This is a genomic window from Nonomuraea sp. NPDC050733 (assembly GCF_040654215.1).
In the GTDB taxonomy this organism is placed as follows: Bacteria; Actinomycetota; Actinomycetes; order Streptosporangiales; family Streptosporangiaceae; genus Nonomuraea.
Map to the genome: position 1 here is coordinate 89,092 of NZ_JBFAHO010000009.1, position 22,531 is coordinate 111,622.

Sequence of the window (22,531 nt, forward strand, 5' to 3'; positions counted from 1 at the left end):
CGACCCGATCGCTCCAGCCTCGCCCCCGGCGGGAGCTCCGGGCCCGATCATCCAACAAAGGCTCAAAAATCCACCCAAGACGGCTACACATGGGCCGAGATGGGGAAATGCGGATCAGAAGGACGTGGCGCTTCCGTGCTGGAGGACCATGACCAGCAGGGTAGCCACGAGCGTGGCGATGAGCACCCAGCTGATCAGGATGATGACCGTCGAGCGGCGCGGCCTCGGCCGGAGCCGGCCCTGGCCTGTGGCCTTGGCCTCGTTGCGTCGGACTCGCTCGTTGAACGACTCCAGTCGTGCCACGAGACGGGGATCGTCGTCGACGAGGTGCCGTTCGATCTGTGCCAGCAATCGCTCCTCGTCCTGCGACCAGGCCATGGGTGCACCTCCGGAACGCAAGCTCTGTGCGGGTGTTCTGCCCAACCCTGAAGATCATTAGCCCCCGCCCTGTCAGGTAATTGCCGCCTCTTTCCATTTGCGATCATCATCGAACTTATGTTCCAATCAAGGACATGCGCTGGGACAATCTCCGCCTGACGGGCACCGATGCGGACGATCCGGTCGTGCCGCTGTTCGCCCGCGGCGCGGTCACGCGCACGTTCGACACCCCCGAGTTCCGGGGGATGACGTTCTACGAGATCCACGCCCGCTCGATCATCAACCGGGTGCCCGCCGCCAGCCGCGTCCCGTTCGAGCGCACGATCAACCCCTACCGGGGCTGCGGCCACCGCTGCGTCTACTGCTTCGCCCGCAACACCCACCGCTATCTCGACCTCGACGCCGGGGCGGACTTCGACTCCAAGATCGTCGTGAAGGTCAACGCTGCCGAGCTGACCCGCAGGGAACTGGCCGCCCCCGGCTGGCGCGGGGAGCACGTCGCCATGGGCACCAACGTCGACTGCTACCAGCGCGCCGAGGGCCGTTACCGGCTCATGCCGGGCATCCTGGAGGCGCTGCGCGACGCCGCCAACCCGTTCTCGATCCTCACCAAGGGCACGCTGATCCTGCGCGACCTCGACCTGCTCGCCGAGGCGGCCGAGGTCACCGACGTCAGCGCCAATGTCTCGGTCGGCTTCCTCGACGCCGACGCCTGGCGCTCCGCCGAGCCCGGCACCCCCGACCCGCGCCGGCGCCTGGAGGTGTGCGCGACGCTCAACGAGCGCGGCATCGACTGCGGGGTGCTGATGGCGCCGATCCTGCCCTACCTCACCGACTCCCCCGCCCAGCTCGACCGCACGGTCAAGGAGATCGCCGAGGCGGGCGCGACGCACATCGCGCCGATCGTGCTCCACCTGCGGCCGGGGGCGCGCGAGTGGTGGCTGACGTGGCTGTCCCGCGAGCACCCGCGCCTCGTGCCGCGCTACCTGGAGCTGTACGGCAGAGGCGCCTACGCGCCGCAGGCGTACCAGCGGCGGATCACGGAGCAGGTCAGGCGCCTGGCCGAGCACCACGGGGTCGGCGCCACCACCTCCGGCCGCACCCGCCGCGTCCGCCGGCCGCGCCCCGCGGACACACCGGCCGCCAAGCCTCCGGCGGCCGAACAACTGCCTCTGCTGTGACACTTTGCGGCGTATGGGGCAGCCCTGACTGGACTCGCCCATGATGCGATGTCGGGTTTCAGCGCTAAACGGGTATTAAGCGGCCTAGTGTGCCATTCGGGCACCATAGCCACTCGGGGGAAACGATGGCAGAGGCCAAGAAGAAACCGGCGACCAAGTCCGGCAAGTCCAAGAAGGAAGCGATCAAGACCAGCAGGCAGGTCAAGGACGCCAAGAAGGACAGCCGGAAGCCGGACGAGGCGTAGCCGGTGAGATGACGGGCAGCCGCGGCCCCGGCCCGGCTGCCCGCCCCCCGCGCACTCTCCGTCCCGGGCCGCTCACGCGCACGTGGCGCAAGATCTCGGCTCCATCACCGGTGCAACCTTAGCGGCATTTGGGGCGTCTAATGATCATAGGTGGGGATAGTGCCACGGGGATGAATGGTGCACTCCGCCGAAGCGAGACAATAAGCCGGTGGTGAGAATGGCTCACCACCGGCCACGTGTGTTGTGACACTCTCGAGCCAAGGGGGATCCCGCAGGTGCGCGCACTGGCACGCAAGGGCAGGTCGGCGATGGTCCGGCTGTACAAGGGCTACAACCGGCGCAAGGTGCGCAAGGCGCCGCCCCCCTCCCTTCATCAGGTCCGGATCCTGCTGCTGCACGCCAACGGCATGGGCGGGACGATCAGAACCGTGTTCAACCTGGCCAGCTACCTGGCGCGTGAGCACGACGTGGAGATCGTCTCCATCCTGAAGGAAGCCGAGCAGCCGTTCTTCCCGATCGACCCGCGGGTGAAGTTCCGCTTCCTGGACGACCGGCTGAACCCCAGCCCGGATCCCGTGCGGGCGATGCTGTCGAAGATGCCGAGCCGGCTGATCCCCAAGGAGGAGACCGCCTACCACCGGTTCAACCTGTGGACCGACCTCAAGCTGGCCCGCTACATACGCTCGCTGGACACCGGCGTGCTCATGGCGACCCGGCCCGGCCTCAACCTGGCCATGGCCCAGCTCGCCCTGCCCAGCGTCATCACGGTCGGCCAGGAGCACGTGGCCCTGCGCACGCAGGTGGAGCCGATGCAGGAGCTCATCAAGTGGCGCTACCGCCGCTTCGACGCGCTCACCACGCTGACCAAGGCCGACCTGCGCGACTATCGCGCCACGCTGCCCAAGAAGCCCAAGCGCCTGGTGCGGATCCCCAACGCCGTGCCGCCCATGGAGGGCGGCGTGTCCAAACTGGACGCCAAGGTCGTCGTGGCCGTCGGCCGGATGACCCGGCTCAAGGGCTTCCACCGGCTGATCACCGCCTGGGAGCAGGTCGCGCAGGCGCACCCCGACTGGCAGCTGCGCATCTTCGGCGCCGGTCCGCAGGAGGACAACCTGCGCACCCAGATCGCCGAGGCCGGCCTGGAGGGCAAGGTCGTGCTGCCCGGCCCGACGTCCGACGTGGGCGCTGAGCTGGAGAAGGCGTCGATCTTCGTGCTGAGCTCGCGCCACGAGGGCTTCCCGATGACGATCCTGGAGGCCATGGCCAAGGGGCTGGCGATCGTCAGCTTCAACAGCCCGCACGGGCCCAAGGAGATGATCACCGACGAGGTCGACGGGCTGCTCGTCAAGCCGCGTACCAACGCCAACCTGGCGACGTCGATCATGCGGGTGATCGAGGACGAGGACCTGCGCCGCCGGCTGGCCGCCGGCGCGCTGGAGACGGCCCGCACGTACGACATCGACGCCGTCGGCGCGCAGTGGGACGCCCTGCTGGAGGAGCTGCTGGCCCGCCGCAACGGCACCTGGGTCAAGCCGGAACCCGCGACCGCCGCCACCCCGGAGACCCCGGACGGCCCCGAGGACTCTTCGCAGGACGACCCCCGGGACGAGGACGATCCGCAGAGCGCGGACGAGGCCGGCGACGATTTTGACGGCGAGGCCGCCCGTGAGGCCGGCGCCGGCCGTGACCGGGAGGAGCCGGGACGGATGGCGTACGACCTGCACGGCCCGGCCGTGAACCAGGCCCCCGCCTCGTCCGCGTAACCGCACCTCACTTCACCCCGGCGCCGGCGTCGCGGCCGGACGGCGCAGCGCGGCCCGCAGGTTTCCTGCGGGCCGCACCGGTGGGACACCGACCCGGCCGGCCCGGGTCGTGTGGAATCCCTTCGCACGATCACCCGCTGAGGCCGACGTCACGCGGGTTCGGGCCGTGCAAGTCACACCTTCCTGCCCTGCCCGATGTCCATGCCTTACCGTGTCAAAGTCGGCCATGGCGGGAATCTCTCTAGAGATCTGTGCCCAACACCCCGTCACCCCCACTTCGGAGGCGTGCTTGAGCACGAAGGACACGGTCGCGCTCATCGCGGGAGGCGTCCTCGTGGTCTCCCTGTTCGGGACCGCGAAGAGCACCCAGGCCACCGGCTCCGCCGTCAACACCGCCACCAGCCCGCTCGCCAACGCCGGCGGCACCCGCCCCGGCCTGGCCCCCGTCACCTCCGGCGCCGACCGGGCCGCCGCCCGCAAGCTCATCTCCCGCCTGCGTGTCAAGGGCCGCGGCCCCTCCACGGGGTACGCGCGCACCCGGTACGGCGACAACTGGGCCGACACCGCCTCCGGCGTCCCGTACGCGGGCAACGGCTGCCGTACCCGTGACGACCTGCTGACCCGCGACGGCCAGGAGGTCCGCTACCGCAAGGGCTCCCGCTGCGAGGTGGTGGCCATGCGGCTGACCGACCCGTACACGGGCCGGTCCATCGAGTGGCGCAAGGCCCGCGCCGACGAGGTGCAGGTGGACCATGTGGTCCCGCTCGCCTACGCCTGGCGGATGGCCGCCACCCGCTGGCCGATGTCCAAGCGTCTGGACTTCGCCAACGACCCGCTCAACCTGCTGCCCGTGGACGGCGCCGCCAACGAGCAGAAGGACGCCTCAGGCCCGGCGAGCTGGCTGCCGCCCCGGCGCCGCATCCGCTGCGCGTACGTGACCCGGTTCGCCCAGGTCGCGCTCAAGTACGGTGTGCCGGTCATCCCGGCCGACAAGCAGGCCATGCTCACCCAGTGCCGCTGACGACCGCGGGAAGGGAAAGGGCCGTCCGGGGCTTCTACCGGCCGTCCAGCCATGCGAAGCCGTGGCCGAACGTCGTCTCGGCCAGCGCCCGCTGCCCGGCGACGTTCGGGTGGAAGAAGTCCCACTTGCTGATGTGGTCGAGCGTGAACCGGAACCGGAACACCGCCCCCTCGTCCGTACGGCAGGCCTCCCCCAGCGCGGCGCACGCCTCGGCCGCCGCCTGGTTGTAGGCGATCACCCGATTCCGCACCCGTTCGCGCCGCGCGACGTCGGCGCGCTTGACCGACGAGGGGCGGGCCAGCATGGACTGGCAGATCCGCCCGCCCGTCCAGAACGTGCGGGCGAGCACGTTGCCCCTGCCGACGTGCCACAGCCGCCGCAGGTCCGGGATGCCGGCCACGAACACCCGCACGCCGGGCACCCCGTCACGCAGCGCCGCCAGCGCCGCGTCCAGCCGCTGCCGGTACACCTCCACCGGCGTCATCTCCCGCTCGGTGCCCACGCACGCGTCCTGGGCGCCGATGAGGATCGTCACGTAGCCGGGTTTGAGGTCGATCGCCTGGCGTACCTGGCTCATCAGGCCGGCGCTGGTCGCGCCGGGCACGGCGAGGTTGCGGTTGTGCCCGCGAAGGTCGCCGTCGAGCCGCAGCAGCCGCAGGTAGTGGCTGGCGACGTCGGCGTTGTCGCCGGCCGACCAGGAGCGGGAGGTGCACGAGACGTACCAGCCGCAGGCGTTGAACCCCGCGGAGATCGAGTCGCCCAGAGCCACCATCGACGTCGGCGCCGGGACGCCGGTGTCGGCCCGCGCGGCGACTTGCGCGGCGGCCTGCACGGCACCGGGGCCGGACAGGAGGACCAGGGCGGCGAGCAGGCGAGGGATCATGGCCCTCAAGGTAGGGACCCGATCTTGGACCGGCTATGACCGGCGGGGAAGGTCGGCCATTTCACAACCGACTTCATATCGCGGCTTGACAGTCGCCCCGAGGCCCGGCGGGCCCAGGGGTCCAGCCCGCTAGGACCCCAAATTGGCAAATGTCGAGGTTTTTCTTGGATCCATGACCGTTACCACCCATTCCAGGGGGTCACAGTCGAACGTGTTCAGTTCCCGCATAGAGTGTCTTGGGTGAGTGTCGCGCTCGGAACCACCCGCCCGCTACCGGTTCGCACCACCCCCGTGGGCGACCCCGGTGACCTGCTGGCTTCCCTGCCGAGGACCGCGCCGTTCGCGTGGATCCGTCACGGCGAGGGGCTCGTCGGCTGGGGGGAGGCCGCTCGCGTCACCGTGCCGCCGGGGCCGCGCCGCTTCGCGTGGGCCCGCCAGTGGCTGGCCGACGTGCTGGGCGACGCCCGCATCGAGGACGCCGTCCAGACGCCCGGCTCCGGGCCCGTCGCCTTCGGCACGTTCACCTTCGACGAGGACGCGCCCGGCTCCACCCTGATCGTGCCCCGGACGATCCTGGCCCGCCGCGACGGCCGCGCCTGGCTGACCACGGTCGGCGAGCCGGGCCTGCAGCCGTTCACCCCGATCCGCACGCCGGGCCGCATCCGCTACAGCGACGGCAGCCTGACCGCGCCCGAGTGGGAGGCCATCGTGGCCCGGGCCGCCCGCCGCATCCGCGCCGGCGAGCTGGAGAAGGTGGTGCTGGCCCGCGACCTGCTGGCCACAGCCGAGCGCCCCATCGACATCCGGCTGCTGCTGGACCGGCTCAGCCGCCGCTACCCGGAGTGCTACACCTTCTCCGTCGCGGGCCTCGTCGGCGCGACGCCCGAGCTGCTGGTCCGCCGTACCGGCAAGCACATCGAGTCGCTCGTCCTGGCCGGCACGACGCCGCGCGGCACCAGCGCCGCCGACGACCTCGCCCGCGGCACGGCCCTGTTCGCCTCGGAGAAGGACCGCCACGAGCACGAGTGCGCCATCGCGTCCGTCCGGCAGACGCTCGCGCCGCTGTGCTCCTCGCTGCACACGCCCGACGAGCCGGAGCTGCTCGTCCTGCCGAACGTCCAGCACCTGGCCAGCCACGTCACCGGGCGGCTGGCCGACGGGGCGTCCGTGCTGGACGTCGTGGCGGCCATGCACCCGACCGCCGCCGTCGGCGGCACGCCGACGGGCACGGCGATCGAGGTGATCCGCGAGCTGGAGGGCATGGACCGCGCGGGGTACGCCGGTCCGGTGGGCTGGATCGACGCCCACGGCGACGGCGAGTGGGGCATCGCCCTGCGCTCGGCCGTCGTGGAAGGGCGCCGCGCCCGGCTGTTCGCGGGGGGCGGCATCATGGGCAACTCCGACCCCAGCTCGGAGCTGGCCGAGGCCCAGGCCAAGTTCCGCGTCATGCAGTACGCGCTGGAGGGCTGACCCCGGCCCGTGCGGCGTCAGCCGGGGACGTGGATGCCCTCGCCGGTCTCCACGCGGGCCCGCCCCGCCGTGAGCGTCGCCAGCCACGCCGTGAACGCCGGCACCTCGTCCTCGCCCACCGCGACCGCGAACTCGACGGCCGCCCCGTAGGCGACGTCCCGCACGGCGTACCGTGAGGCGCGCAGGCCGTTCTCGACGCGGCCCGCCTGGTCGTGCGCCACCGACACGCGCACCAGCCGGGCCGGCACCATGCGGACGGCCTCCGCCCGGTCCAGCGTCTCCGTCACCGCCGATCCGTACGCCCGGACCAGGCCGCCGGCTCCCAGCAGGACGCCGCCGAAGTAGCGGGTGACGACCGCCACCACGTCGCTGAATCCCCGGCCGACCAGGGCCTGCACCATGGGGGTGCCGGCCGTGCCGCCCGGCTCGCCGTCGTCGTCGCCCTTCTGCAGGCGCTGCCCGATCACGTACGCGGTGCAGTTGTGCGTCGCTCCCGCATGGGCCCTGCGGCGCCCGGCGATGAACTCCTGCGCCTCCTCCACCCCGCTCACCGGCGCCATCGCGCATACGAACCGGGACCGCCGCGCCTCCGTCTCGTGCTCGATGCCGGTTTTCAGGGTGAGGTACGAAGAGGACACGTCACCACGCTACCGCCTTTACATCGTAGATCAACTGTCTGGGGCGGGCTCCCCCAGGGCGGCGGCCATGCCGATCAGGGCGTCCACCACCAGACCGGTACGGGCGGGGTCCAGGCCGCGAACCATGAGCCGCTCGACGTCGAGGACGTCCGCGCGGGCCGCGAGCAGCCGGGCGCCGCCGGCCTCGGTCAGCGTGGCCGGCAGCGCCCGGCCGTGCGGCGCGGCCTGCGGGCGCTCCACCAGGCCGGCGTCCTGGAGATTGCGCAGGACCACGTTCATCGACTGCCGCGTGACGAACGCCCCCCGGGCCAGCTCGGCGTTCGACAGCCCCGGCCGCTGGTCGAGGAGCTCCAGGCAGGCGTACTGGGGCGTGGTGAGCCCATGGCGTCGCAGGACGGCGTCCATGGCCGCGCGCAGGGCGGCGTGCGCGCGCTTGAGCTGATAGCCGACGCTCCGGTCGAGATCCAGGCCGATTTGCTCCATGTCAGCATTCTGACATACAGTCCTTCATGTCAAAGTTCTGACATGAGAGGCACATCATGACCGTCACCGGAATCGACTTCGTGGCACTGCAGGTTCGCGACCTCGAGGCGTCCGCCGCGTTCTACGAGAACCACCTCGGCCTGGAGCGGGACCCCGCCGGCCCGCCGCACGCGGTGGTGTTCGCCACGCGGCCGATCCCGTTCGCCGTGCGTGAGCCGCTGCCCGGCGTGGATCTGGACGCGACGCCGCGTCCGGGCCTGGGCGTGGCGCTGTGGCTGAAGGCGGACGACGCGCAGGCGCTGCGCGACGAGCTGGCGGCGGCGGGCGTGCCCATCGTGGCCGAGCCGGTGGACGGGCCGTTCGGCCGGACGTTCTCCTTCGCCGACCCCGACGGTTACGTCGTCACCGTCCACGACCGCTGACCGCGCCGGCGACCGTTTGCGTCCATTGAACCGTATGGTGTACGGTACACCGTACCGAGACGATGGAGGCATGGCTTGACCCCGAACGACATCCGCCCCTTCCGCTTCGAGCCCGCCCGCGCCGACCTCGACGACCTGTGGGGGCGGCTCGACCGGGTGCGCTGGCCGGACGAGGTCCCGGGGATGGGCTGGGGACACGGTGTCCCGCTCGCCCACCTGAAGGACCTCGTCCGGCACTGGCGCACCGGATACGACTGGGACGGCGCGCTGGCCGAGCTCCACGCGCACGACCAGTTCGTCACCGAGATCGACGGCCAGCGCGTCCACTTCCTGCACATCCGCTCCGAGCGGGAGGACGCGCTGCCGCTGCTGATCACGCACGGCTGGCCCAGCTCCCCGGTCGAGTACCTCGACGTCATCGAGCCGCTCAGCCGCGACTTCCACCTGGTCATCCCGTCCCTGCCCGGCTACGGGCTGTCCGGTCCCACTCGCGAGCTGGGCTGGGGCTCCACCCGGATCGCGAAGGCGTGGCTGGAGCTGATGACGCGGCTCGGCCACGAGCGGTTCGGCGTGCAGGGCGGCGACTGGGGCACGTGGATCTCCCGCGAGATCGGCGTGCTCGCCCCCGATCGGGTGGTGGGCATGCACGGCAACGGGATCATCTGCTTCCCGATCGGAGCGCCGGGCGAGCTGGACGGGCTGACCGAGGTGGAGCAGGAGCGCATGGCGTTCCGCGAGCGCTACCTGAGCGACCAGTACGCCTACAAGCTCATCCAGTCGGCCCGGCCGCAGACGTTCGCGTACGGCATGGCCGACTCCCCCGTGGCGCTGCTGGCGTGGTTCGCCGGCGTCTACCACGAGTGGAGCGACGAGGAGGTCCCGGCCGACCGGCTGCTCACCACCGTCATGCTCTACTGGCTGACCAACACGGCCGGGTCGGCGGCCCGCTCCTTCGTGGAGACACCCGACACCGACCAGGACACCAGCGTCGAGTGGGAACTCAAGCCGGCGACGGTGCCCACGTCGATCTCGGTGTTCCCGAAGGACATCCTGCGGCCGATCCGCCGCTTCGCCGAGCGCGACAACGCCATCGTGGGCTGGGTGGAGCACGAGCGCGGCGGCACGTTCGCGGCGCTGGAGCAGCCGGAGGTCTTCGCCGAGGACGTCCGCGCCTTCTTCACGTCACTGCGCTGACCGGCGGGCAGACGGGCAGGCATCGGGACACGGTCCGCGCCTTGACAGCTCTTACAGTCGGGGCGGCATCGCGCTTACTCTGGTGGTCATGTCCGTGACCCCTCTGCGGGGAGGTCCCGCACGTGAGGCCGAGCTGCTCGGCGCCGCCCTCGATGTGTTACGCGAGACAGGCTACGACCGGCTGAGCGTCGACGTGGTCGCGGCCAGGGCCCGGGCGAGCAGGCAGACCGTCTACCGGCGGTGGCCGTCGAAGGCGGAGCTCGTGGTGGCGGCGTTCGTCAACGCCGCCTCTCCGCTGCCCGAGGTGCCCGACACCGGGAGCCTGCGGGGAGACCTGCTGGCGCTGATGGAGTTCCTCGTCGCCGAACTGGAGCCGCTCGGCGACGTCGTCGCGGGCCTGGTGGGCGAGATCCGGCACAACGCCGAGCTGGCGACCGCGGTGGACCGGCACTACGTGGCGGGCCGCAGGCGGCTGGCGATGAGGGTGTTCGAGCGGGCGTGGGAGAGAGGGGAGCTGGCGGCCGCCGCCGACACCGAGCTGCTGTGGCAGCTCGGGCCGGCGACCCTGTTCTTCCGGGGCCTGATCACCGGCGAGCCGGTGGACGGCGACCTGGCCCGCCGCCTCGTCGACCACGTCATCCTGCCGCTGGCCCGCTCCCGCGGGTGAGGATGGTGCGGTTCACTCCCGCCGCAGCTCGTGCGTCAGCTCCTCCAGCTCCGCTCCCCCGGCCATCAGCGCCGTCAGCTCCTCCCGGGTGATGTCGGCCTTGCCGTACTCGCCGAGGCTCGTCCCGCGGTTGAGCAGCAGGAACCGGTCGCCGACCGGGTAGGCGTGGTGCGGGTTGTGGGTGATGAACACCACTGCGAGCCCCCGGTCGCGGGCCCGGGCGACGTACCGGAGCACGACGCCCGCCTGCTTGACGCCCAGCGCGGAGGTCGGCTCGTCGAGGATGAGGACCCGGGCGCCGAAGTGGACGGCCCGCGCGATCGCCACCGACTGCCGCTCGCCGCCCGACAGCGTGCCGACCGGCTGGTCCACGTCCCGGATGTCGATGCCCATGGCCCGCAGCTCCTCCCGGGCGACCCTGCGGGCCTTCGCCACGTCGAAGGCGATGCCCTTGCGCGGCTCGGAGCCGAGGAAGAAGTTCCGCCACACTGACATCAGCGGGATCATGGCGAGGTCCTGGTAGACGGTGGCGATGCCGCGGTCGAGCGCCTCGCGCGGGCTGCCCAGCCGCACCTCCGCGCCGTCCACGAGGTACGTCCCGGCGTCGTGCCGGTGCACCCCCGACAGGATCTTGATGAGGGTGGACTTGCCGGCGCCGTTGTCGCCCAGCACGCAGGTGACCTCGCCCGCGCCCACCCCCATCGACACGTCGCGCAGGGCCAGCACCGAGCCGAACGTCTTGCCGATGCCACGGGTCTCGATGATCAATGCTTCACCTCCTCGGCGTACCGCCTGACCAGGCGGTTGGCGAGCGTGGCCAGCAGCAGCATGGCGCCCAGGAAGAACTTGAACCAGTCGGCGTCCCAGCCCAGGAACACGATGCCCTTGTCGGCCATCCCGAAGATCACCGCGCCGATGGAGGCGCCGATCGCGGAGCCGTACCCGCCCGTGAGCAGGCAGCCGCCGATCACCGCGGCGATGATGTAGATGAACTCCTGCCCGATGCCGATGTTGGCCTGCACGGAGGTGTAGCGCAGCGCGAGGATCGAGCCGACCAGCCAGGCGGCGAACGCGGTCGTCATGAACAGCGCGATCTTGGTGCGCGCGGCCGGTACGCCCACGGCCCGCGCCGCCTGCTCGTCGCCGCCGACCGCGAAGATCCAGTTGCCCGCCCGGGACCGCATGAGCACCCAGGTCGCGACGGCGGTGACCGCCAGCCACCACAGGATCGCCACGCGGAACGGGGTGCCGCCGATCTCGACGGTGCCCGCCAGGACCGTGCGCGCCCCTTCGTAGCCGGCCGCCCGGCGCAGCCCGCTGACCTGCACGGTGCCGGTGAGCGCCTTGGTGACCCCGAGGTTGACGCCCTGGAGCATGAGGAACGTGCCGAGGGTGACGATGAAGCTGGGCAGCCGGGTCCTGGTGACGATCATCCCGTTGGCGAACCCGATGGCCAGCGCCACGACGAGGCTCACGAGCATCGCCGTCCACACGTCCAGCCCGTAGCGGGTGGCGAGCGTGACGAGGATCAGGCCGCTCGTGCCGGTCAGGACGCCGGCCGACAGGTCGAACTCGCCGCCGATCATCAGCAGCGCGATGGCCACGGCCATGATGCCGAGCGTGGCGGCCGGATCGAGCCAGTTGGCGACGCCCTCGGGCGAGCGGAACACCGCCGACTGCGCGGCGAAGAACGCGAACACCGCGACCATCCCGACGACCGCGCCGAGCTCGGGGCGGATGAGCAGCCGCCGCAGCAGGCCGGCGCCGGCGACCCGCTCGTCGGCGCCGCCGGCCACCGCGGTCATGACCGCTCTCCGGCACGGGTCATCGGGTGCCCGCCTCGGCGAGCTTGGCGACCTGCTCGGCGTTGTCCTTGGTGACGAAGCCGGGGCCGGTGTTGACCGGCAGGCCGCCGCCGACGGTGTTGAGGTTCCGGTCGTACAGGGTGAGGAAGGTGATGGGCAGCCAGCCCTGGAGGTACTGCTGCTGGTCCACCGCGAAGAGGATCTCGCTGTCCTTGACGGCCGTCACCACGTCGCCGGACAGGTCGAACGTGGCGAGCTTGGCCGGCGACCCGGAGTCCTTCACGGCGTCGCGCGCGGCGATCGCGACGGCCGGGTTGAGCGCGAGCACGCCGTTCACCTGCTTGTCGGACTGGAGCTTGGCGGTGACCTTGGAGGTGACGTCGGCGAGGTTGCCCACGTCCACCTGGAGCCGCTCCACCGTGCCGCCGAGCCCCTGCTCGGCGCCCTTGCACCGCTGGTCCAGCCCGACGTTGCCGGCCTCGTGGACGACGCACAGCAGCTTGGTGACGCCCGCGGCCCTGAGCTGCTCGCCGGCGCCGCGCCCCGCCACGTCCTCGGACTGGCCGACATGGGTGATCGCGCCGAACGCCTTGGACGAGTCGGCCCCCGAGTTGATCGTCACGACCGGGATGCCGGCGGCGACGGCGCGGCCGACGGCCTCCTTCAGCGCGTCGGGGTTGGCCATGGAGACCACGAGACCGTCCACCTTCTGCGAGACGGCCTGGTCGATGAGCTGGGACTGCTTGCCGGGGTCGCCGTCGCCCTGGTACGTCACCGTGACGCCGTACTGCTTGCCGGCCGCCTCGGCGCCGTTCTTGACCACGTCCCAGAAGGCGTCGCCCGCGCCGCCGTGGGTGATGACGGCGAAGGTGGCGCCGCCGGCCGCGGGCGGCGCGGAGCCGGAGGCGGGAGCACTCTCCGTGCCGGCCCCGCCGGAGGAGGAGCAGGCGCCGAGCGTCAAAGCGCAGAGCAGGGCCAGCACGACACGGGTTCGTCTCACAGGACACCTCCATGACCATCGGGCTCGCCCCGGTTGTACATCAATGTCAACTCTTTGTATAGACATGCGGACCAATGCGTGCGGATCGGCGATACCCTGAACGGAAGTTTCCGTTCCAATATGCTGGAGGTATGACGACCTCATCCATGAGCGGGCGCAAGGCGCAGGCCGCGCGGAACGACGAGCTGATCCTGGAGGCGGCGCGGGCCGTGTTCACCTCTGACCCGGGGGCGCCCATCTCGGCGGTGGCGGAGCGGGCCGGCGTCGGGATCAGCGCACTCTACCGTCGCTACCCCGGCAAGGAGGACCTGCTGCGCAAGCTGTGCCTCGACGGGCTGAGCCGCTACAGCGCGGTGGCGGAGCGGGCCCTCGACGACCAGGGGGACCCGTGGGAGGCGTTCGCCGGCTACATGCGCGGCATCGTGGACGCCGACAGCAGCTCGCTGACCGTCAAGCTGGCCGGCACCTTCCAGCCCACGCCGGAGCTGGGCGCGGCGGCGGCCCGCGCCTCGGACCTCGCGACCCGGGTCCACGCGCGTGCCGTGGAGGCGGGGGTGCTGCGTCCGGACGTCACGACGGCGGACATCGCGCTGCTGTTCGAGCAGGTGGCGTCGGTGAAGCTGGGCGATCAGCAGCGCACCGGGCAACTGCGCCACCGCTACCTGGCGCTGCTGCTCGACGCCCTGCGCGTGCCCGCCTCCCACGCCGCCCTGCCGGGCCCGGCCCCGGAGGACGCGGAGCTCTCCACCCGCTGGATCCCCTGACCGCTCCCGCCGCGCCTCCGCGCCGAGCTGCTCGGCGCCCACGTTCACCACCACCCCGTCACGGACCGTCACAGGAGCCCGCGAGGTGCGGCGATGGAGGCACGTACGGGCCGCAAGGTCCGCGAGAAGCTAGGCGGGTGGCGGCGTGAGGCGGCGAGCGAGGGCCAGGGTGCGGCGGGCGCGGGCGACGATCGGGGCGTCCACGAAGCGGCCGTCCGGCAGGGCTACCGCCCCCAGCCCCTCCCGCTCCGCCAGCTCGGCCGCCTCGGCGATCTCCGCGGCCCGCGCGGTCTCCTCCGCCGTGGGCGTGAAGGCGCGCCGGATCGCCGGGATCTGACGCGGGTGGATCGCCGCCCGCCCGAACATCCCGATCCCCCGCCCCGCGGCGCACGACGCCAGCAGCCCCGCCTCGTCGCGTACGTCCGGATAGACCGACATGGGCACGGGCGGAAGGCCCGCCGCCGCCGCGGCCAGCACGACCTGGAGCCGCAGGTGGTTCAGGGCGGTCTCGTCGGTGACGGACAGCTCGGCGGCCAGGTCCTGCTCCCCGAGGGCCACGCCGGCGACCCGCGGATGGGCGGCGACGGCAGGGGCCGACAGGATCCCGGCGGCCGACTCCAGCACCGCGTACGCCGGGACCACGAGGCCGTCGAGCGCGTCCAGCACCCGGGCGGACTCCACCTTGGGCAGCCGGACGCCGCCGAGCCCCGGCAGGCCGGCGAGCGCGGCCAGGTCGTCCAGCCCTCTCGCGGTGGTCACGTCGTTGACCCGGACATGGACGGCCACCGCACCGGCGTCCCCGGCGGCGCGCTCACGCAGGTAGGCGGCGGCGTTGGCGCGGGCCTCGTCCTTGCGGGCGGGGACGACCGCGTCCTCCAGGTCGATGATCACCACGTCCGCCCCCGACGCGGCGGCCTTGGCGAACCTCTCCGGCCGGTCCCCCGGCACGTACAACCAGGAGACCGCGGGCAGCCAGGAGCCGGCGGGCGGCCGGGACGACGGCGACGTCATGCGATCACGCCCTTGCCGCGCAGGCCCGCGATCTCCTCGGCCCCGTAGTCCAGCTCCCCCAGCACCTCGTCCGTGTCGCGCCCCAGCGACCGGCCGGGCCAGCGCACCTCGCCGGGCGTGTCCGACAGCCGGAACAGCACGTTCTGCATCGTCACCGTACCCAGCTCCTCGTCGGGCAGCTCGACGAACGTCCCCAGCGCCGCGTACTGCGGGTCCTCGGCGATGTCCCGGACGTCGTAGATCGGCGCGACCGCCGCCTGCGCCTCCTCGAAGCGGGCGATGACCTCGTCGGCGTCGCGGGCGGCGATCCAGGTGGCGACGGCCTCGTCCAGCTCGTCCACGTGCGCCACCCGGCCGCTGCCGCTGGAGAACCACGGCTGCGCCACCAGGTCGGCCCGGCCGACGAGCGTGACGACGCGCTCGGCGACGGCCTGCGCGCTGGTGGACACGGCCAGCCAGCGGCCGTCGCGGGTGCGGTAGGTGTTGCGGGGCGCGTTGCTGCTGGAGCGGTTGCCGGTGCGGCGGGGCACGGCCCCGAGCGCCCGGTAGGCGGTCATCTGCGGGCCCAGCAGGCCCATGATCGGCTCGATGATCGCCATGTCCACCACCTGCCCGCGCCCGGTGCGCTCGCGGGCGTGCAGCGCCACCATGATCGCGTACGACATCGCGAGGCCCGCGATGCCGTCGGCCAGCGCGAGCGGCGGGAGCGTGGGCGGCCCGTCCGGCTCGCCGGTCATGGCCGCGAACCCGCTCATCGCCTCGGCCAGCGTCCCGAACCCTGGCTGCCGGGCCATCGGCCCGCTCTGCCCGAAGCCGGTCATACGGGCGACGATCAGCCGGGGATTGAGCTCCAGCAGGTCCTTGGGGTCGAGCCCCCAGCGCTCCAGCGTTCCGGGCCGGAAGTTCTCGACGAGCACGTCGGAGCGCGCCACGAGGCGGCGCAGAATCTCCTGCCCCTCGGACTGTGAGAGGTCCACCGCGGCGGCGCGCTTGTTGCGCGACAGGGACTTCCACCACAGCCCGACGCCGTCCACCGAGGCACCGTGCCCGCGCGACGGGTCGCCGCGGCGCGGGTGCTCGATCTTGATCACGTCGGCGCCGAAGTCGCCCAGCATCATCGCGGCGGAGGGGCCCGCGAACAGCGTCGCGGCGTCGATGACCCGCAGGTCGGCGAGGCTCGTCATGACTTATAACGTATAAGAAATACCTTTCCGGTCAACCTGGGCACTTCGTGAGGGAGACTGAAGCCATGCCGACCCCTGAGCCGCGTCCCCCCATGAGCAAGGCGGACTACGTCTACGGCGTGCTGGCCGAGGAGATCCGCTCCGCCCGCATCCCGGGCGGGACGGCGCTGCGCGCGGCGGCGATCGCGCGCCGGCTCGGGGTGTCGGTGACGCCGGTCCGCGAGGCGCTGCGCCGGCTGGAGAAGGACCGGCTGATCAGCTACGAGGCGCATCACGGCGCCACGGTGGTGGACCTGGGCGACGACGCGCTGGAGGAGTTCTACGGCCTGCGCGCGGTGGTCGAGGGGCTGGGCGCCCGGCTGGCCGCCAGCCGCGTCACGCCGGAGGAGCTGGAGTGGCTGCGCGAGCTGCACGCCGCGATGGCGCGCGACGCCGCCGAGGGACGGCTGAACCGCCTCGGCGAGCAGAGCAGGCACTTCCACCTGCGCATCGCCGACATCGGCGGCCCCGCCTTCCTGGGCCAGCAGGCCCGGGCGGTGCACGACAGCTTCCCGGTGCCCCCCGCGGCCTCGCTGTGGCTGGACCCGGCCCAGGTGCCGGGCCAGCTGGAGGCGCACGAGGGCATCCTGGCGGCCCTGGAGCGGGGCGACGGCGCCGCGGCCGAGCACCTCATGATCGAGCACGTACGGCGGGCAGGCGAGCACCGCAGAGACCACGAGCCCCCGGACGGCTGACCGGGCCCGCCACGCCGCATCATGCCATCGCGCGACGGGCCAGGCGGGCTCGGTGAATCGGACGGGCTCGGCGGATCGGACGGGCGCGGCCCGGCCAGGCGGGCGCGGCCGGTCAGGCGGACAGCTCGGCGCGGATCTCGTGCAGCACGCCCTGGCTCTCCCCCGCGTCGTGGGCCGACAGCGACAGCCGGGCGAACGCCTCGTGGTGCGCCTCGACCGTCTCGGCGTCGTCCACCACCGTCGAGCCGTGCAGCAGGTGCAGCACCAGCACGTCGGGCCGCCCCCGACCGGCGAACCCCAGCAGCGTGAACGGCGGCCCGTGGTAGAGATGGCCGGTCTCGGTGCACGGACGGCTCACCTGGACGCTCACCCCGGGCCGCCCGCCCGCCGACACGACCGCGTCCACCTGCTCCACCCGGTCCTCCCGTCGCGCCAGCGGCGGGTCCAGCAGCGCCTTGCGGTCGAGGACCGTCCTCAGGCGGAGGCCGCCGTCGCGGTCGAGCAGCCGCTGCCGACGCAGGATGAGGCCGGCGCCGGCCGTGATCTGCTCGGGCGTGATCCCCGGCGGGCTGCACGCGCGGACCGTCGCCTCGGCGTAGGCAGGCGTCTGGAGCAGGGCGGGGACGAACATGGGCGCGTACGCGCGGACCGTCTCGGCCTCGTCCTCCAGCGCCAGGAACCGCGACAGCCACAGCGGCACCTCGGGCGCGTCGAACCAGCCGGGCTTGCGCTCGCCGCGCAGCAGTGCCAGCACGTGCCACCGCTGGGCGGGATCGTGCACGCCGTACAGCTCCAGCAGGGTGGCGGTGGTGGACTCGCGCGGCGCCACGTGCCCGTGCTCGATGCGGTAGACCGTGGACGTGTTCAGCCCGGCCGCCTCGGCGGCCGTCCTCATGGACATGCGCCGGGCGCTCCTGAGCGCCGCGAGCCGCGCCGCCACGATCGCATGCATACGTCGGATCCCCCACGACAGTGAGAGTGATCTCGGCTGAGACCTGGTGTGTTGCAACATACCCGCGGTTGATGCACGATGGCCACCTCGTGATCTAGACCCGTCATGCATACGCCGACCGGGAAGGGCCGACGCCGTGGCCTACACGTGGATGCTGCGTCCCGACTACCGGACGCCCCCGGTGCCCGCGGACGGGCCCGTCCCGCCGGGCCCGTGGCGCCACGCCGACAACGGGCAGGTGATGAACGGCGTCTACGAGCGTTTCCGCCCCGGCCGGCGGGTCGAGGTGCTGGCGATCTGGTACGGCTACCTGCTCAGCCGCTGCGACGGCCCGCGGATGCCGCGCTTCAGCAGCCCTCTCGTGTCCACCTGGAACCCGGTGCTGGCACAGGGCCTGACGGCCGGCCCGGGCGCGCCGTCGCCGTACCGGGACGAGCGGTGGTGCGACCGGTGGATCGCCGAGGCGCTGCTGTACGGGCGCAAGCCCTTCGGGGTGTTCACGCTGCCGGTGGAGGAGGCGATGCGCTGGTTCACCCGCAGCGGCGGCACCGCCCTTGTCTACCGGGCCCAGCGGGCCGGCGGACGGGACGGGGAGGGGCTGGTGCGGGTGGTGGCGGGGGTGTCGGAGTCGTACGGGGACCTGTTCGACGTGGACGCGCTGATCGCGGACTACCGGCGGGCGCTGCCGGGCGACCTGGCAGAGGCGGAGGCCGAGGCCCTGGCCGCGCACCGCACGTCCTCCCCCGCCCTGCGCTACGTGCTCCGCGACGACGCCGAGGAAGGGTTCCGGCGGGCGCCGCTGTCGGTGCGCGGGCTCACGCTCGGCTACCCGCCGCACGAGACGGCGGCCCGCATCCTCGCGGAGAAGAGTGCGAGGACAGGGGTGTGATCCGCGGCGTCCTGCCCTCAGCGGAGGGTTCGCCGCCAGTGCTCGGCCGCCTGGACCATGTCGTGGCCGAGGAGCTGGAAGAACCGGCTCGTGGTGCACAGCCGGGTGCCGGCCGGGCTGTCGGCCCCGAGCAGCTCGCCGCCCTCCTGGGCGAGGTCACGCCACATCATCATCGACCGGACGCTGGCCTGCCACGTCTGGTACCAGATGGTGTCGTCGATCACGTAGCGCTCGCGCCGGCCGTCACGCTCGCGCCTGAGCAGGCCGCGCGCCGCCAGCCAGCCGACGGCCTTGGAGATGGAGGCGGGACTGACCTGCAGCAGGGCGACGAGCTCGGCGGCGGTGCAGCTCCCGGCGTCGCTGGTGAACAGCCTGACGAACACCCTGGCCGCCATCGGCGGGACCCCGGTCTGGATCATCATTCCGGCGAAGCGCTCCTCGAATTGGCGCACCGCCTCCAGGTCACGCCCGTGGGTGTCGGCGGCCACCGGCGCGGCCGGGAGCGGGCCGGGCTTGCGGCGGGCCCGCCAGCTGGTCGCCTGCTGTGCCAGGTTGGCCCGATAATGGCCGGCCCCGCCGTTGCGAGCGACCTCGCGGCTGATCGTCGACTTGGGCCGCTCCAGGTCGCGGGCGATCTCGGCGTAGCTGTGCCCGGCCGACAGCCCTGCGGCGATACGCCGCCGGTCCTCATAGCTCAGCCGGCCTCCCGGCATCTCATCTCCGATCCGGTGCATTCAACATCAAGGTCATTGCACCTCTGATATCGCTTCCACCTGGCCGTCTGTCCATTTCACGTTGTCGACGGGTGAAACCTACTCCTAACGTTCCAGCATCGCGAACGACAGGAGACCGACATGATCCCGTCATTGCCGACCGAACGATCAGGCGAACGGCCGTTCGATCCGCCCGCCGGGCTGCGCGAGCGCGGCCCGCTGAGCCGGATGAGCTACCCCGACGGACACGAGGGCTGGCTGGTGACCAGCCACGCCCTGGTGCGCGAGGTGCTGGCCGATCCGCGCTTCAGCGTGCGGCTCGAGCTGCGGCACCTGCCCGTCCCCGGCGCTCCCGGCGGCAACCGGCCGGCGCCGCCCGGCATGTTCGGCTCGATGGACGCCCCCGAACACAGCCCGTACCGGCGTCTGCTCACCGGCCAGTTCACCGTCCGTCGCATGCGTATGCTCACCGAGCACATCCAGGACATCACCGCCGAACACCTGGACGCCATGGAGCAGGCCGGGCCGACGATCGACCTGGTCGAGGCGCTCGCGCAGCCGATCCCCGCCCAGGTGATCTGCGAGCTGCTCGGTGTGCCGTACGCGGCCCGCGCCCGCTTCCAGGGCCACGTGCTCGATCTCTTCCGCCTCGGCTCCACGCCCGAGGAGACGGCGGCCGCCTACGCCGCCGTACTGGGCTTCATGGGTGAGCTGGTGCAGGACAAGCGGGCCAACCCCACCGACGACCTGATCAGCGGCCTGACCACGAGCGATCTCACCGACGAGGAGCTGGTCAACATCGGCTTCACGCTGCTGGGCGCCGGCCTCGACACCACCGCCAACATGCTCGCGCTCGGCACCTTCGCGCTGCTCGGCAACCCCCGCCAACTCGAGCTCCTGCGCGCGGACCCGGGCATCGCCGACCGCGCCGTCGAGGAGCTGTTGCGCTACCTGAGCGTCATCCCGTTCACGGTCCGCACCGCGCTGGAGGATCTCGAGCTGCACGGCGAGCAGATCAGGGCCGGCGAAACCGTGACCGTGTCGATTCCCGCGGCCAACCGCGATCCCGCCCGATTCACCGATCCCGACACGCTCGACCTGCTGCGCTCGACCGCCGGACACGTCGCCTTCGGCCACGGCGTCCACCAGTGCCTCGGCCAGCAGCTGGCGCGGGTGGAGCTGCGGGTGGTGCTGCCCGCCCTGGTCACCAGGTTCCCCACGCTGCGCCTGGCGGTCCCCGCCGCCGACATCGCCATGCGCTCCGACATGCTCATCTACGGCGTGCACCGTCTGCCCGTCACCTGGGAGGTGTGAACGATGAAGGCATGCCTCGTCACCGGCGCCTCGTCCGGGATCGGGCCGGCGACCGTACTGGAGCTCCGGCGGGCCGGCCACACCGTGAACGGCGCGGCCCGCCGCCGCGTGGCCGGTGGTCAGGGCGCGAGGTCGGCCAGGGCGGAGGCGGCCAGGTCGAAGCCGCCCACGCAGGCGAGGTAGTCGCTCTTGACCAGCGGGTCGCCCAGGTAGACGCCGCCCGCCTGCCGGACGATCAGGGCCCCGGCGGCCACGTCCCACGGGCTGGCGCCCGTGCCGTACGCGACGTCCGCCCACCCGGCTGCGACGTGCGCGAGCTTGAGCGCGGCGCTGCCCACCCGGCGCACCGCCGCGAACGACTCCAGCAGCCGTCCGTAGCGCCGCATCGCCTCGTCACGCCGGGCGGCCAGGTCGCGGGGCGTCGGATAGCTGGTCAGCAGCATCGCCTCCCGGTCGCGGCTGGCGCCGGTGCTGCGGATGGGCGTGCCGTTGCACCAGGCGCCCGCCGTCGAGGCGGTGAACTCGTCGTCGCGCACCGGGTCGTACACGACGCCCGCGACCAGCTCGCCCTCCACGGCGGCGGCGATCGAGACGCAGAAGAAGGGCAGCCCGGCGGCGAAGTTGGCGGTGCCGTCGATCGGGTCGACGTACCAGCGCAGCGGGCCGGAGCCGCTCTCGCCGCCCTCCTCGCCCAGGACGGCGCTGCCGGGCCACCGGCTCTCGATGACGGCGCGGATCGTCTCCTCGGCCGCCTTGTCGTGCTCGGTCACCGGGTCGTGGAAGTCGCTCTTGGTGGCCACCTCCGGGCGGGAGCGGAACGCCTTGCGCAGCCGCGGACCGACGGCCCTGGCCGCTTCTCCGGCCGTCTCCAGCAGCGCGTCGTGCGGGAACGGCGTGTCCTCGTGTCGCGTGGCGTCCATGCGTCCTCCCCATCACGGCCTTACAGCACCCTCGGGGCTCCCCTGCCCATTCCCGCGGGCTCCCCCCTTCCGATCATGCCTCATGACGCCCATGCCCGTCTGGTTTGTCTGGACATTATGACCTGCGTTAACCTGATCGGCATGACCGCGAATCTGGCGATCGACCTGGACCGATCCAGCCCCGTGCCGCTCTACTTCCAGGTGGCCGAGCAGATCGCCGAAGCGATCCGGCGAGGCGACCTGGCGCCCGGCGCCCGGCTCGACAACGAGATCCTGCTGGCCGACAAGCTCGGCCTGTCCAGGCCCACCATCCGCCAGGCCATCCAGTATCTCGTGGACAAGGGCCTGCTCGTGCGCAAGCGCGGCGTCGGCACGCAGGTGGTCCACGGCCAGGTCAAGCGGTCGGTGGAGCTGACGAGCCTGTACGACGACCTGCGCCGCTCGGGGCAGGAGCCCGCCACCCAGGTCCTCGCGCTGGAGCCGCGCCCCGCCGACGAGGACATCGCGGCCATCCTGGGCGTGGAGCCGGGCTCGGAGACGCTCTACCTCGAACGCCTGCGGTTCGCGGCCGGCGAGCCGCTGGCCCTGCTGCACAACTGGCTGCCGCTCGGCCTGGCCCAGCTCGGCGCCTCCGACCTGGAGGACCGGGGCCTGTACGAGCTGCTGCGCGGGGCGGGTGTGCGCATGCGGGTCGCCAACCAGCGCATCGGGGCCCGCGCGGCGGGCCAGACCGAGGCGAGGCTGCTGCGGGAGCGGCGCGGGGCGCCGCTGCTCACCATGGTCCGCACCACGTACGACGACCAGGGCCGGGCGGTCGAGCACGGCTCGCACGTCTACCGCGCCTCACACTACTCCCTGGAGGTCACCCTGATCGAGCGCTGACCCCTGTTCACCCTTCCG

General features: G+C 72.3%; 24 protein-coding genes. 12 read left to right on the forward strand and 12 right to left on the reverse strand.

Going from position 1 to position 22,531, the window contains the following annotated elements:
• Positions 1 to 114: 114 nt before the first annotated feature.
• Positions 115 to 378, reverse strand: coding sequence for a DUF3040 domain-containing protein (locus AB0H64_RS17915; protein WP_357625330.1), 264 nt, complete (start codon positions 376 to 378; stop codon positions 115 to 117).
• Positions 379 to 512: 134 nt separating this feature from the next.
• On the opposite strand from AB0H64_RS17915, the gene AB0H64_RS17920 reads away from it, so the two are divergent.
• The 3 genes from AB0H64_RS17920 (at position 513) to AB0H64_RS17930 (ending at position 4,588) form a co-directional block, all read left to right on the forward strand.
• On the forward strand, positions 513 to 1,559 hold the full coding sequence (locus AB0H64_RS17920; protein WP_357625332.1) for an Rv2578c family radical SAM protein: 1,047 nt from the start codon (positions 513 to 515) through the stop codon (positions 1,557 to 1,559).
• Between the two features lie 520 nt (positions 1,560 to 2,079).
• Positions 2,080 to 3,567 (forward strand): glycosyltransferase, encoded by a 1,488-nt coding sequence (locus tag AB0H64_RS17925; protein WP_357625334.1) that lies wholly within the window; start codon positions 2,080 to 2,082, stop codon positions 3,565 to 3,567.
• Positions 3,568 to 3,856: 289 nt separating this feature from the next.
• A complete protein-coding gene (locus AB0H64_RS17930) occupies positions 3,857 to 4,588 on the forward strand; it encodes an HNH endonuclease family protein (RefSeq protein WP_357625337.1) in 732 nt (243 codons plus the stop codon).
• A gap of 34 nt (positions 4,589 to 4,622) precedes the next feature.
• Here the strand turns inward: AB0H64_RS17930 and AB0H64_RS17935 are convergent, their stop codons facing one another.
• Complete coding sequence (locus tag AB0H64_RS17935) at positions 4,623 to 5,471, reverse strand: SGNH/GDSL hydrolase family protein (protein WP_357625339.1); 849 nt, start codon at positions 5,469 to 5,471, stop codon at positions 4,623 to 4,625.
• Positions 5,472 to 5,711: 240 nt separating this feature from the next.
• On the opposite strand from AB0H64_RS17935, the gene AB0H64_RS17940 reads away from it, so the two are divergent.
• Positions 5,712 to 6,941: an isochorismate synthase gene (locus tag AB0H64_RS17940; protein WP_357625342.1), complete on the forward strand. Its 1,230-nt coding sequence runs from the start codon at positions 5,712 to 5,714 to the stop codon at positions 6,939 to 6,941.
• A gap of 17 nt (positions 6,942 to 6,958) precedes the next feature.
• On the opposite strand, the gene AB0H64_RS17945 is transcribed toward AB0H64_RS17940, so the two are convergent.
• Complete coding sequence (locus AB0H64_RS17945) at positions 6,959 to 7,579, reverse strand: YigZ family protein (protein ID WP_357625345.1); 621 nt, start codon at positions 7,577 to 7,579, stop codon at positions 6,959 to 6,961.
• Between the two features lie 30 nt (positions 7,580 to 7,609).
• Positions 7,610 to 8,062, reverse strand: coding sequence for a MarR family transcriptional regulator (locus AB0H64_RS17950; RefSeq protein WP_357625347.1), 453 nt, complete (start codon positions 8,060 to 8,062; stop codon positions 7,610 to 7,612).
• 56 nt (positions 8,063 to 8,118) lie between these two features.
• Between AB0H64_RS17950 and AB0H64_RS17955 the strand changes: the two genes are divergently transcribed.
• From AB0H64_RS17955 to AB0H64_RS17965, 3 genes are all read left to right on the forward strand, one after another.
• Positions 8,119 to 8,484 carry a VOC family protein gene (locus AB0H64_RS17955; RefSeq protein WP_357625350.1) on the forward strand — a complete coding sequence of 122 codons (366 nt, stop codon included), beginning with the start codon at positions 8,119 to 8,121 and terminating at the stop codon, positions 8,482 to 8,484.
• Between the two features lie 75 nt (positions 8,485 to 8,559).
• Positions 8,560 to 9,678 carry an epoxide hydrolase family protein gene (locus AB0H64_RS17960; RefSeq protein ID WP_357625353.1) on the forward strand — a complete coding sequence of 373 codons (1,119 nt, stop codon included), beginning with the start codon at positions 8,560 to 8,562 and terminating at the stop codon, positions 9,676 to 9,678.
• Positions 9,679 to 9,766: 88 nt separating this feature from the next.
• A complete protein-coding gene (locus AB0H64_RS17965; RefSeq protein WP_357625354.1) occupies positions 9,767 to 10,345 on the forward strand; it encodes a TetR/AcrR family transcriptional regulator in 579 nt (192 codons plus the stop codon).
• 12 nt (positions 10,346 to 10,357) lie between these two features.
• Here AB0H64_RS17965 and AB0H64_RS17970 read toward each other — a convergent pair whose 3' ends face one another.
• From AB0H64_RS17970 to AB0H64_RS17980, 3 genes are read right to left on the reverse strand one after another with little or no spacing between them, the layout of a single operon-like run.
• On the reverse strand, positions 10,358 to 11,113 hold the full coding sequence (locus AB0H64_RS17970; protein ID WP_357625356.1) for an ATP-binding cassette domain-containing protein: 756 nt from the start codon (positions 11,111 to 11,113) through the stop codon (positions 10,358 to 10,360).
• A complete protein-coding gene (locus tag AB0H64_RS17975) occupies positions 11,110 to 12,150 on the reverse strand; it encodes an ABC transporter permease (protein WP_357625359.1) in 1,041 nt (346 codons plus the stop codon). The genes AB0H64_RS17970 and AB0H64_RS17975 overlap by 4 nt, the downstream gene beginning before the upstream one ends.
• 19 nt (positions 12,151 to 12,169) lie before the next feature.
• Positions 12,170 to 13,150, reverse strand: a complete 981-nt coding sequence (locus AB0H64_RS17980; protein ID WP_357625362.1) for a sugar ABC transporter substrate-binding protein — start codon at positions 13,148 to 13,150, stop codon at positions 12,170 to 12,172.
• A gap of 131 nt (positions 13,151 to 13,281) precedes the next feature.
• Here AB0H64_RS17980 and AB0H64_RS17985 point away from each other — a divergent pair, with 131 nt between their 5' ends.
• Positions 13,282 to 13,914: a TetR/AcrR family transcriptional regulator gene (locus tag AB0H64_RS17985; RefSeq protein WP_357625364.1), complete on the forward strand. Its 633-nt coding sequence runs from the start codon at positions 13,282 to 13,284 to the stop codon at positions 13,912 to 13,914.
• Between the two features lie 129 nt (positions 13,915 to 14,043).
• On the opposite strand, the gene AB0H64_RS17990 is transcribed toward AB0H64_RS17985, so the two are convergent.
• The gene (locus tag AB0H64_RS17990; RefSeq protein ID WP_357625367.1) at positions 14,044 to 14,925 is read right to left on the reverse strand and encodes a CoA ester lyase; all 882 of its coding nucleotides are present in this window, start codon (positions 14,923 to 14,925) and stop codon (positions 14,044 to 14,046) included.
• Entirely contained in the window at positions 14,922 to 16,109 is a 1,188-nt protein-coding gene (locus AB0H64_RS17995) for a CoA transferase (protein WP_357625369.1), read from the reverse strand. Before AB0H64_RS17995 ends, AB0H64_RS17990 begins: the two co-directional genes overlap by 4 nt.
• A 92-nt stretch (positions 16,110 to 16,201) precedes the next feature.
• Between AB0H64_RS17995 and AB0H64_RS18000 the strand changes: the two genes are divergently transcribed.
• On the forward strand, positions 16,202 to 16,843 hold the full coding sequence (locus AB0H64_RS18000) for a GntR family transcriptional regulator (protein WP_357625371.1): 642 nt from the start codon (positions 16,202 to 16,204) through the stop codon (positions 16,841 to 16,843).
• A 112-nt stretch (positions 16,844 to 16,955) separates the two neighbouring features.
• On the opposite strand, the gene AB0H64_RS18005 is transcribed toward AB0H64_RS18000, so the two are convergent.
• Positions 16,956 to 17,795 (reverse strand): helix-turn-helix transcriptional regulator, encoded by an 840-nt coding sequence (locus AB0H64_RS18005; RefSeq protein ID WP_357625373.1) that lies wholly within the window; start codon positions 17,793 to 17,795, stop codon positions 16,956 to 16,958.
• A 136-nt stretch (positions 17,796 to 17,931) separates the two neighbouring features.
• On the opposite strand from AB0H64_RS18005, the gene AB0H64_RS18010 reads away from it, so the two are divergent.
• Positions 17,932 to 18,684 carry a hypothetical protein gene (locus tag AB0H64_RS18010; protein WP_357625375.1) on the forward strand — a complete coding sequence of 251 codons (753 nt, stop codon included), beginning with the start codon at positions 17,932 to 17,934 and terminating at the stop codon, positions 18,682 to 18,684.
• A 17-nt stretch (positions 18,685 to 18,701) separates the two neighbouring features.
• Here AB0H64_RS18010 and AB0H64_RS18015 read toward each other — a convergent pair whose 3' ends face one another.
• Complete coding sequence (locus tag AB0H64_RS18015) at positions 18,702 to 19,397, reverse strand: helix-turn-helix domain-containing protein (RefSeq protein WP_357625377.1); 696 nt, start codon at positions 19,395 to 19,397, stop codon at positions 18,702 to 18,704.
• A gap of 141 nt (positions 19,398 to 19,538) precedes the next feature.
• Between AB0H64_RS18015 and AB0H64_RS18020 the strand changes: the two genes are divergently transcribed.
• The gene (locus AB0H64_RS18020; protein ID WP_357625380.1) at positions 19,539 to 20,711 is read left to right on the forward strand and encodes a cytochrome P450; all 1,173 of its coding nucleotides are present in this window, start codon (positions 19,539 to 19,541) and stop codon (positions 20,709 to 20,711) included.
• 119 nt (positions 20,712 to 20,830) lie between these two features.
• Here AB0H64_RS18020 and AB0H64_RS18025 read toward each other — a convergent pair whose 3' ends face one another.
• Complete coding sequence (locus AB0H64_RS18025; RefSeq protein ID WP_357625383.1) at positions 20,831 to 21,631, reverse strand: inositol monophosphatase family protein; 801 nt, start codon at positions 21,629 to 21,631, stop codon at positions 20,831 to 20,833.
• A 141-nt stretch (positions 21,632 to 21,772) separates the two neighbouring features.
• Between AB0H64_RS18025 and AB0H64_RS18030 the strand changes: the two genes are divergently transcribed.
• The gene (locus AB0H64_RS18030) at positions 21,773 to 22,513 is read left to right on the forward strand and encodes a GntR family transcriptional regulator (RefSeq protein WP_357625386.1); all 741 of its coding nucleotides are present in this window, start codon (positions 21,773 to 21,775) and stop codon (positions 22,511 to 22,513) included.
• Positions 22,514 to 22,531 lie beyond the last annotated feature (18 nt).

What these genes read in the sequence shown, in the direction of transcription:
- AB0H64_RS17950 (WP_357625347.1), bottom strand. Translation starts at nt 8,062, where the DNA reads ATGGAGCAAATCGGCCTGGATCTCGACCGGAGCGTCGGCTATCAGCTC.
- AB0H64_RS18030 (WP_357625386.1), top strand. Translation starts at nt 21,773, where the DNA reads ATGACCGCGAATCTGGCGATCGACCTGGACCGATCCAGCCCCGTGCCG.
- AB0H64_RS17920 (WP_357625332.1), top strand. Translation starts at nt 513, where the DNA reads ATGCGCTGGGACAATCTCCGCCTGACGGGCACCGATGCGGACGATCCG.
- AB0H64_RS18000 (WP_357625371.1), top strand. Translation starts at nt 16,202, where the DNA reads ATGAGCAAGGCGGACTACGTCTACGGCGTGCTGGCCGAGGAGATCCGC.
- AB0H64_RS18025 (WP_357625383.1), bottom strand. Translation starts at nt 21,631, where the DNA reads ATGGACGCCACGCGACACGAGGACACGCCGTTCCCGCACGACGCGCTG.
- AB0H64_RS18005 (WP_357625373.1), bottom strand. Translation starts at nt 17,795, where the DNA reads ATGCATGCGATCGTGGCGGCGCGGCTCGCGGCGCTCAGGAGCGCCCGG.
- AB0H64_RS17955 (WP_357625350.1), top strand. Translation starts at nt 8,119, where the DNA reads ATGACCGTCACCGGAATCGACTTCGTGGCACTGCAGGTTCGCGACCTC.
- AB0H64_RS17995 (WP_357625369.1), bottom strand. Translation starts at nt 16,109, where the DNA reads ATGACGAGCCTCGCCGACCTGCGGGTCATCGACGCCGCGACGCTGTTC.
- AB0H64_RS17915 (WP_357625330.1), bottom strand. Translation starts at nt 378, where the DNA reads ATGGCCTGGTCGCAGGACGAGGAGCGATTGCTGGCACAGATCGAACGG.
- AB0H64_RS17975 (WP_357625359.1), bottom strand. Translation starts at nt 12,150, where the DNA reads ATGACCGCGGTGGCCGGCGGCGCCGACGAGCGGGTCGCCGGCGCCGGC.
- AB0H64_RS17965 (WP_357625354.1), top strand. Translation starts at nt 9,767, where the DNA reads ATGTCCGTGACCCCTCTGCGGGGAGGTCCCGCACGTGAGGCCGAGCTG.
- AB0H64_RS17935 (WP_357625339.1), bottom strand. Translation starts at nt 5,471, where the DNA reads ATGATCCCTCGCCTGCTCGCCGCCCTGGTCCTCCTGTCCGGCCCCGGT.
- AB0H64_RS18015 (WP_357625377.1), bottom strand. Translation starts at nt 19,397, where the DNA reads ATGCCGGGAGGCCGGCTGAGCTATGAGGACCGGCGGCGTATCGCCGCA.
- AB0H64_RS17985 (WP_357625364.1), top strand. Translation starts at nt 13,282, where the DNA reads ATGACGACCTCATCCATGAGCGGGCGCAAGGCGCAGGCCGCGCGGAAC.
- AB0H64_RS18020 (WP_357625380.1), top strand. Translation starts at nt 19,539, where the DNA reads ATGATCCCGTCATTGCCGACCGAACGATCAGGCGAACGGCCGTTCGAT.
- AB0H64_RS17990 (WP_357625367.1), bottom strand. Translation starts at nt 14,925, where the DNA reads ATGACGTCGCCGTCGTCCCGGCCGCCCGCCGGCTCCTGGCTGCCCGCG.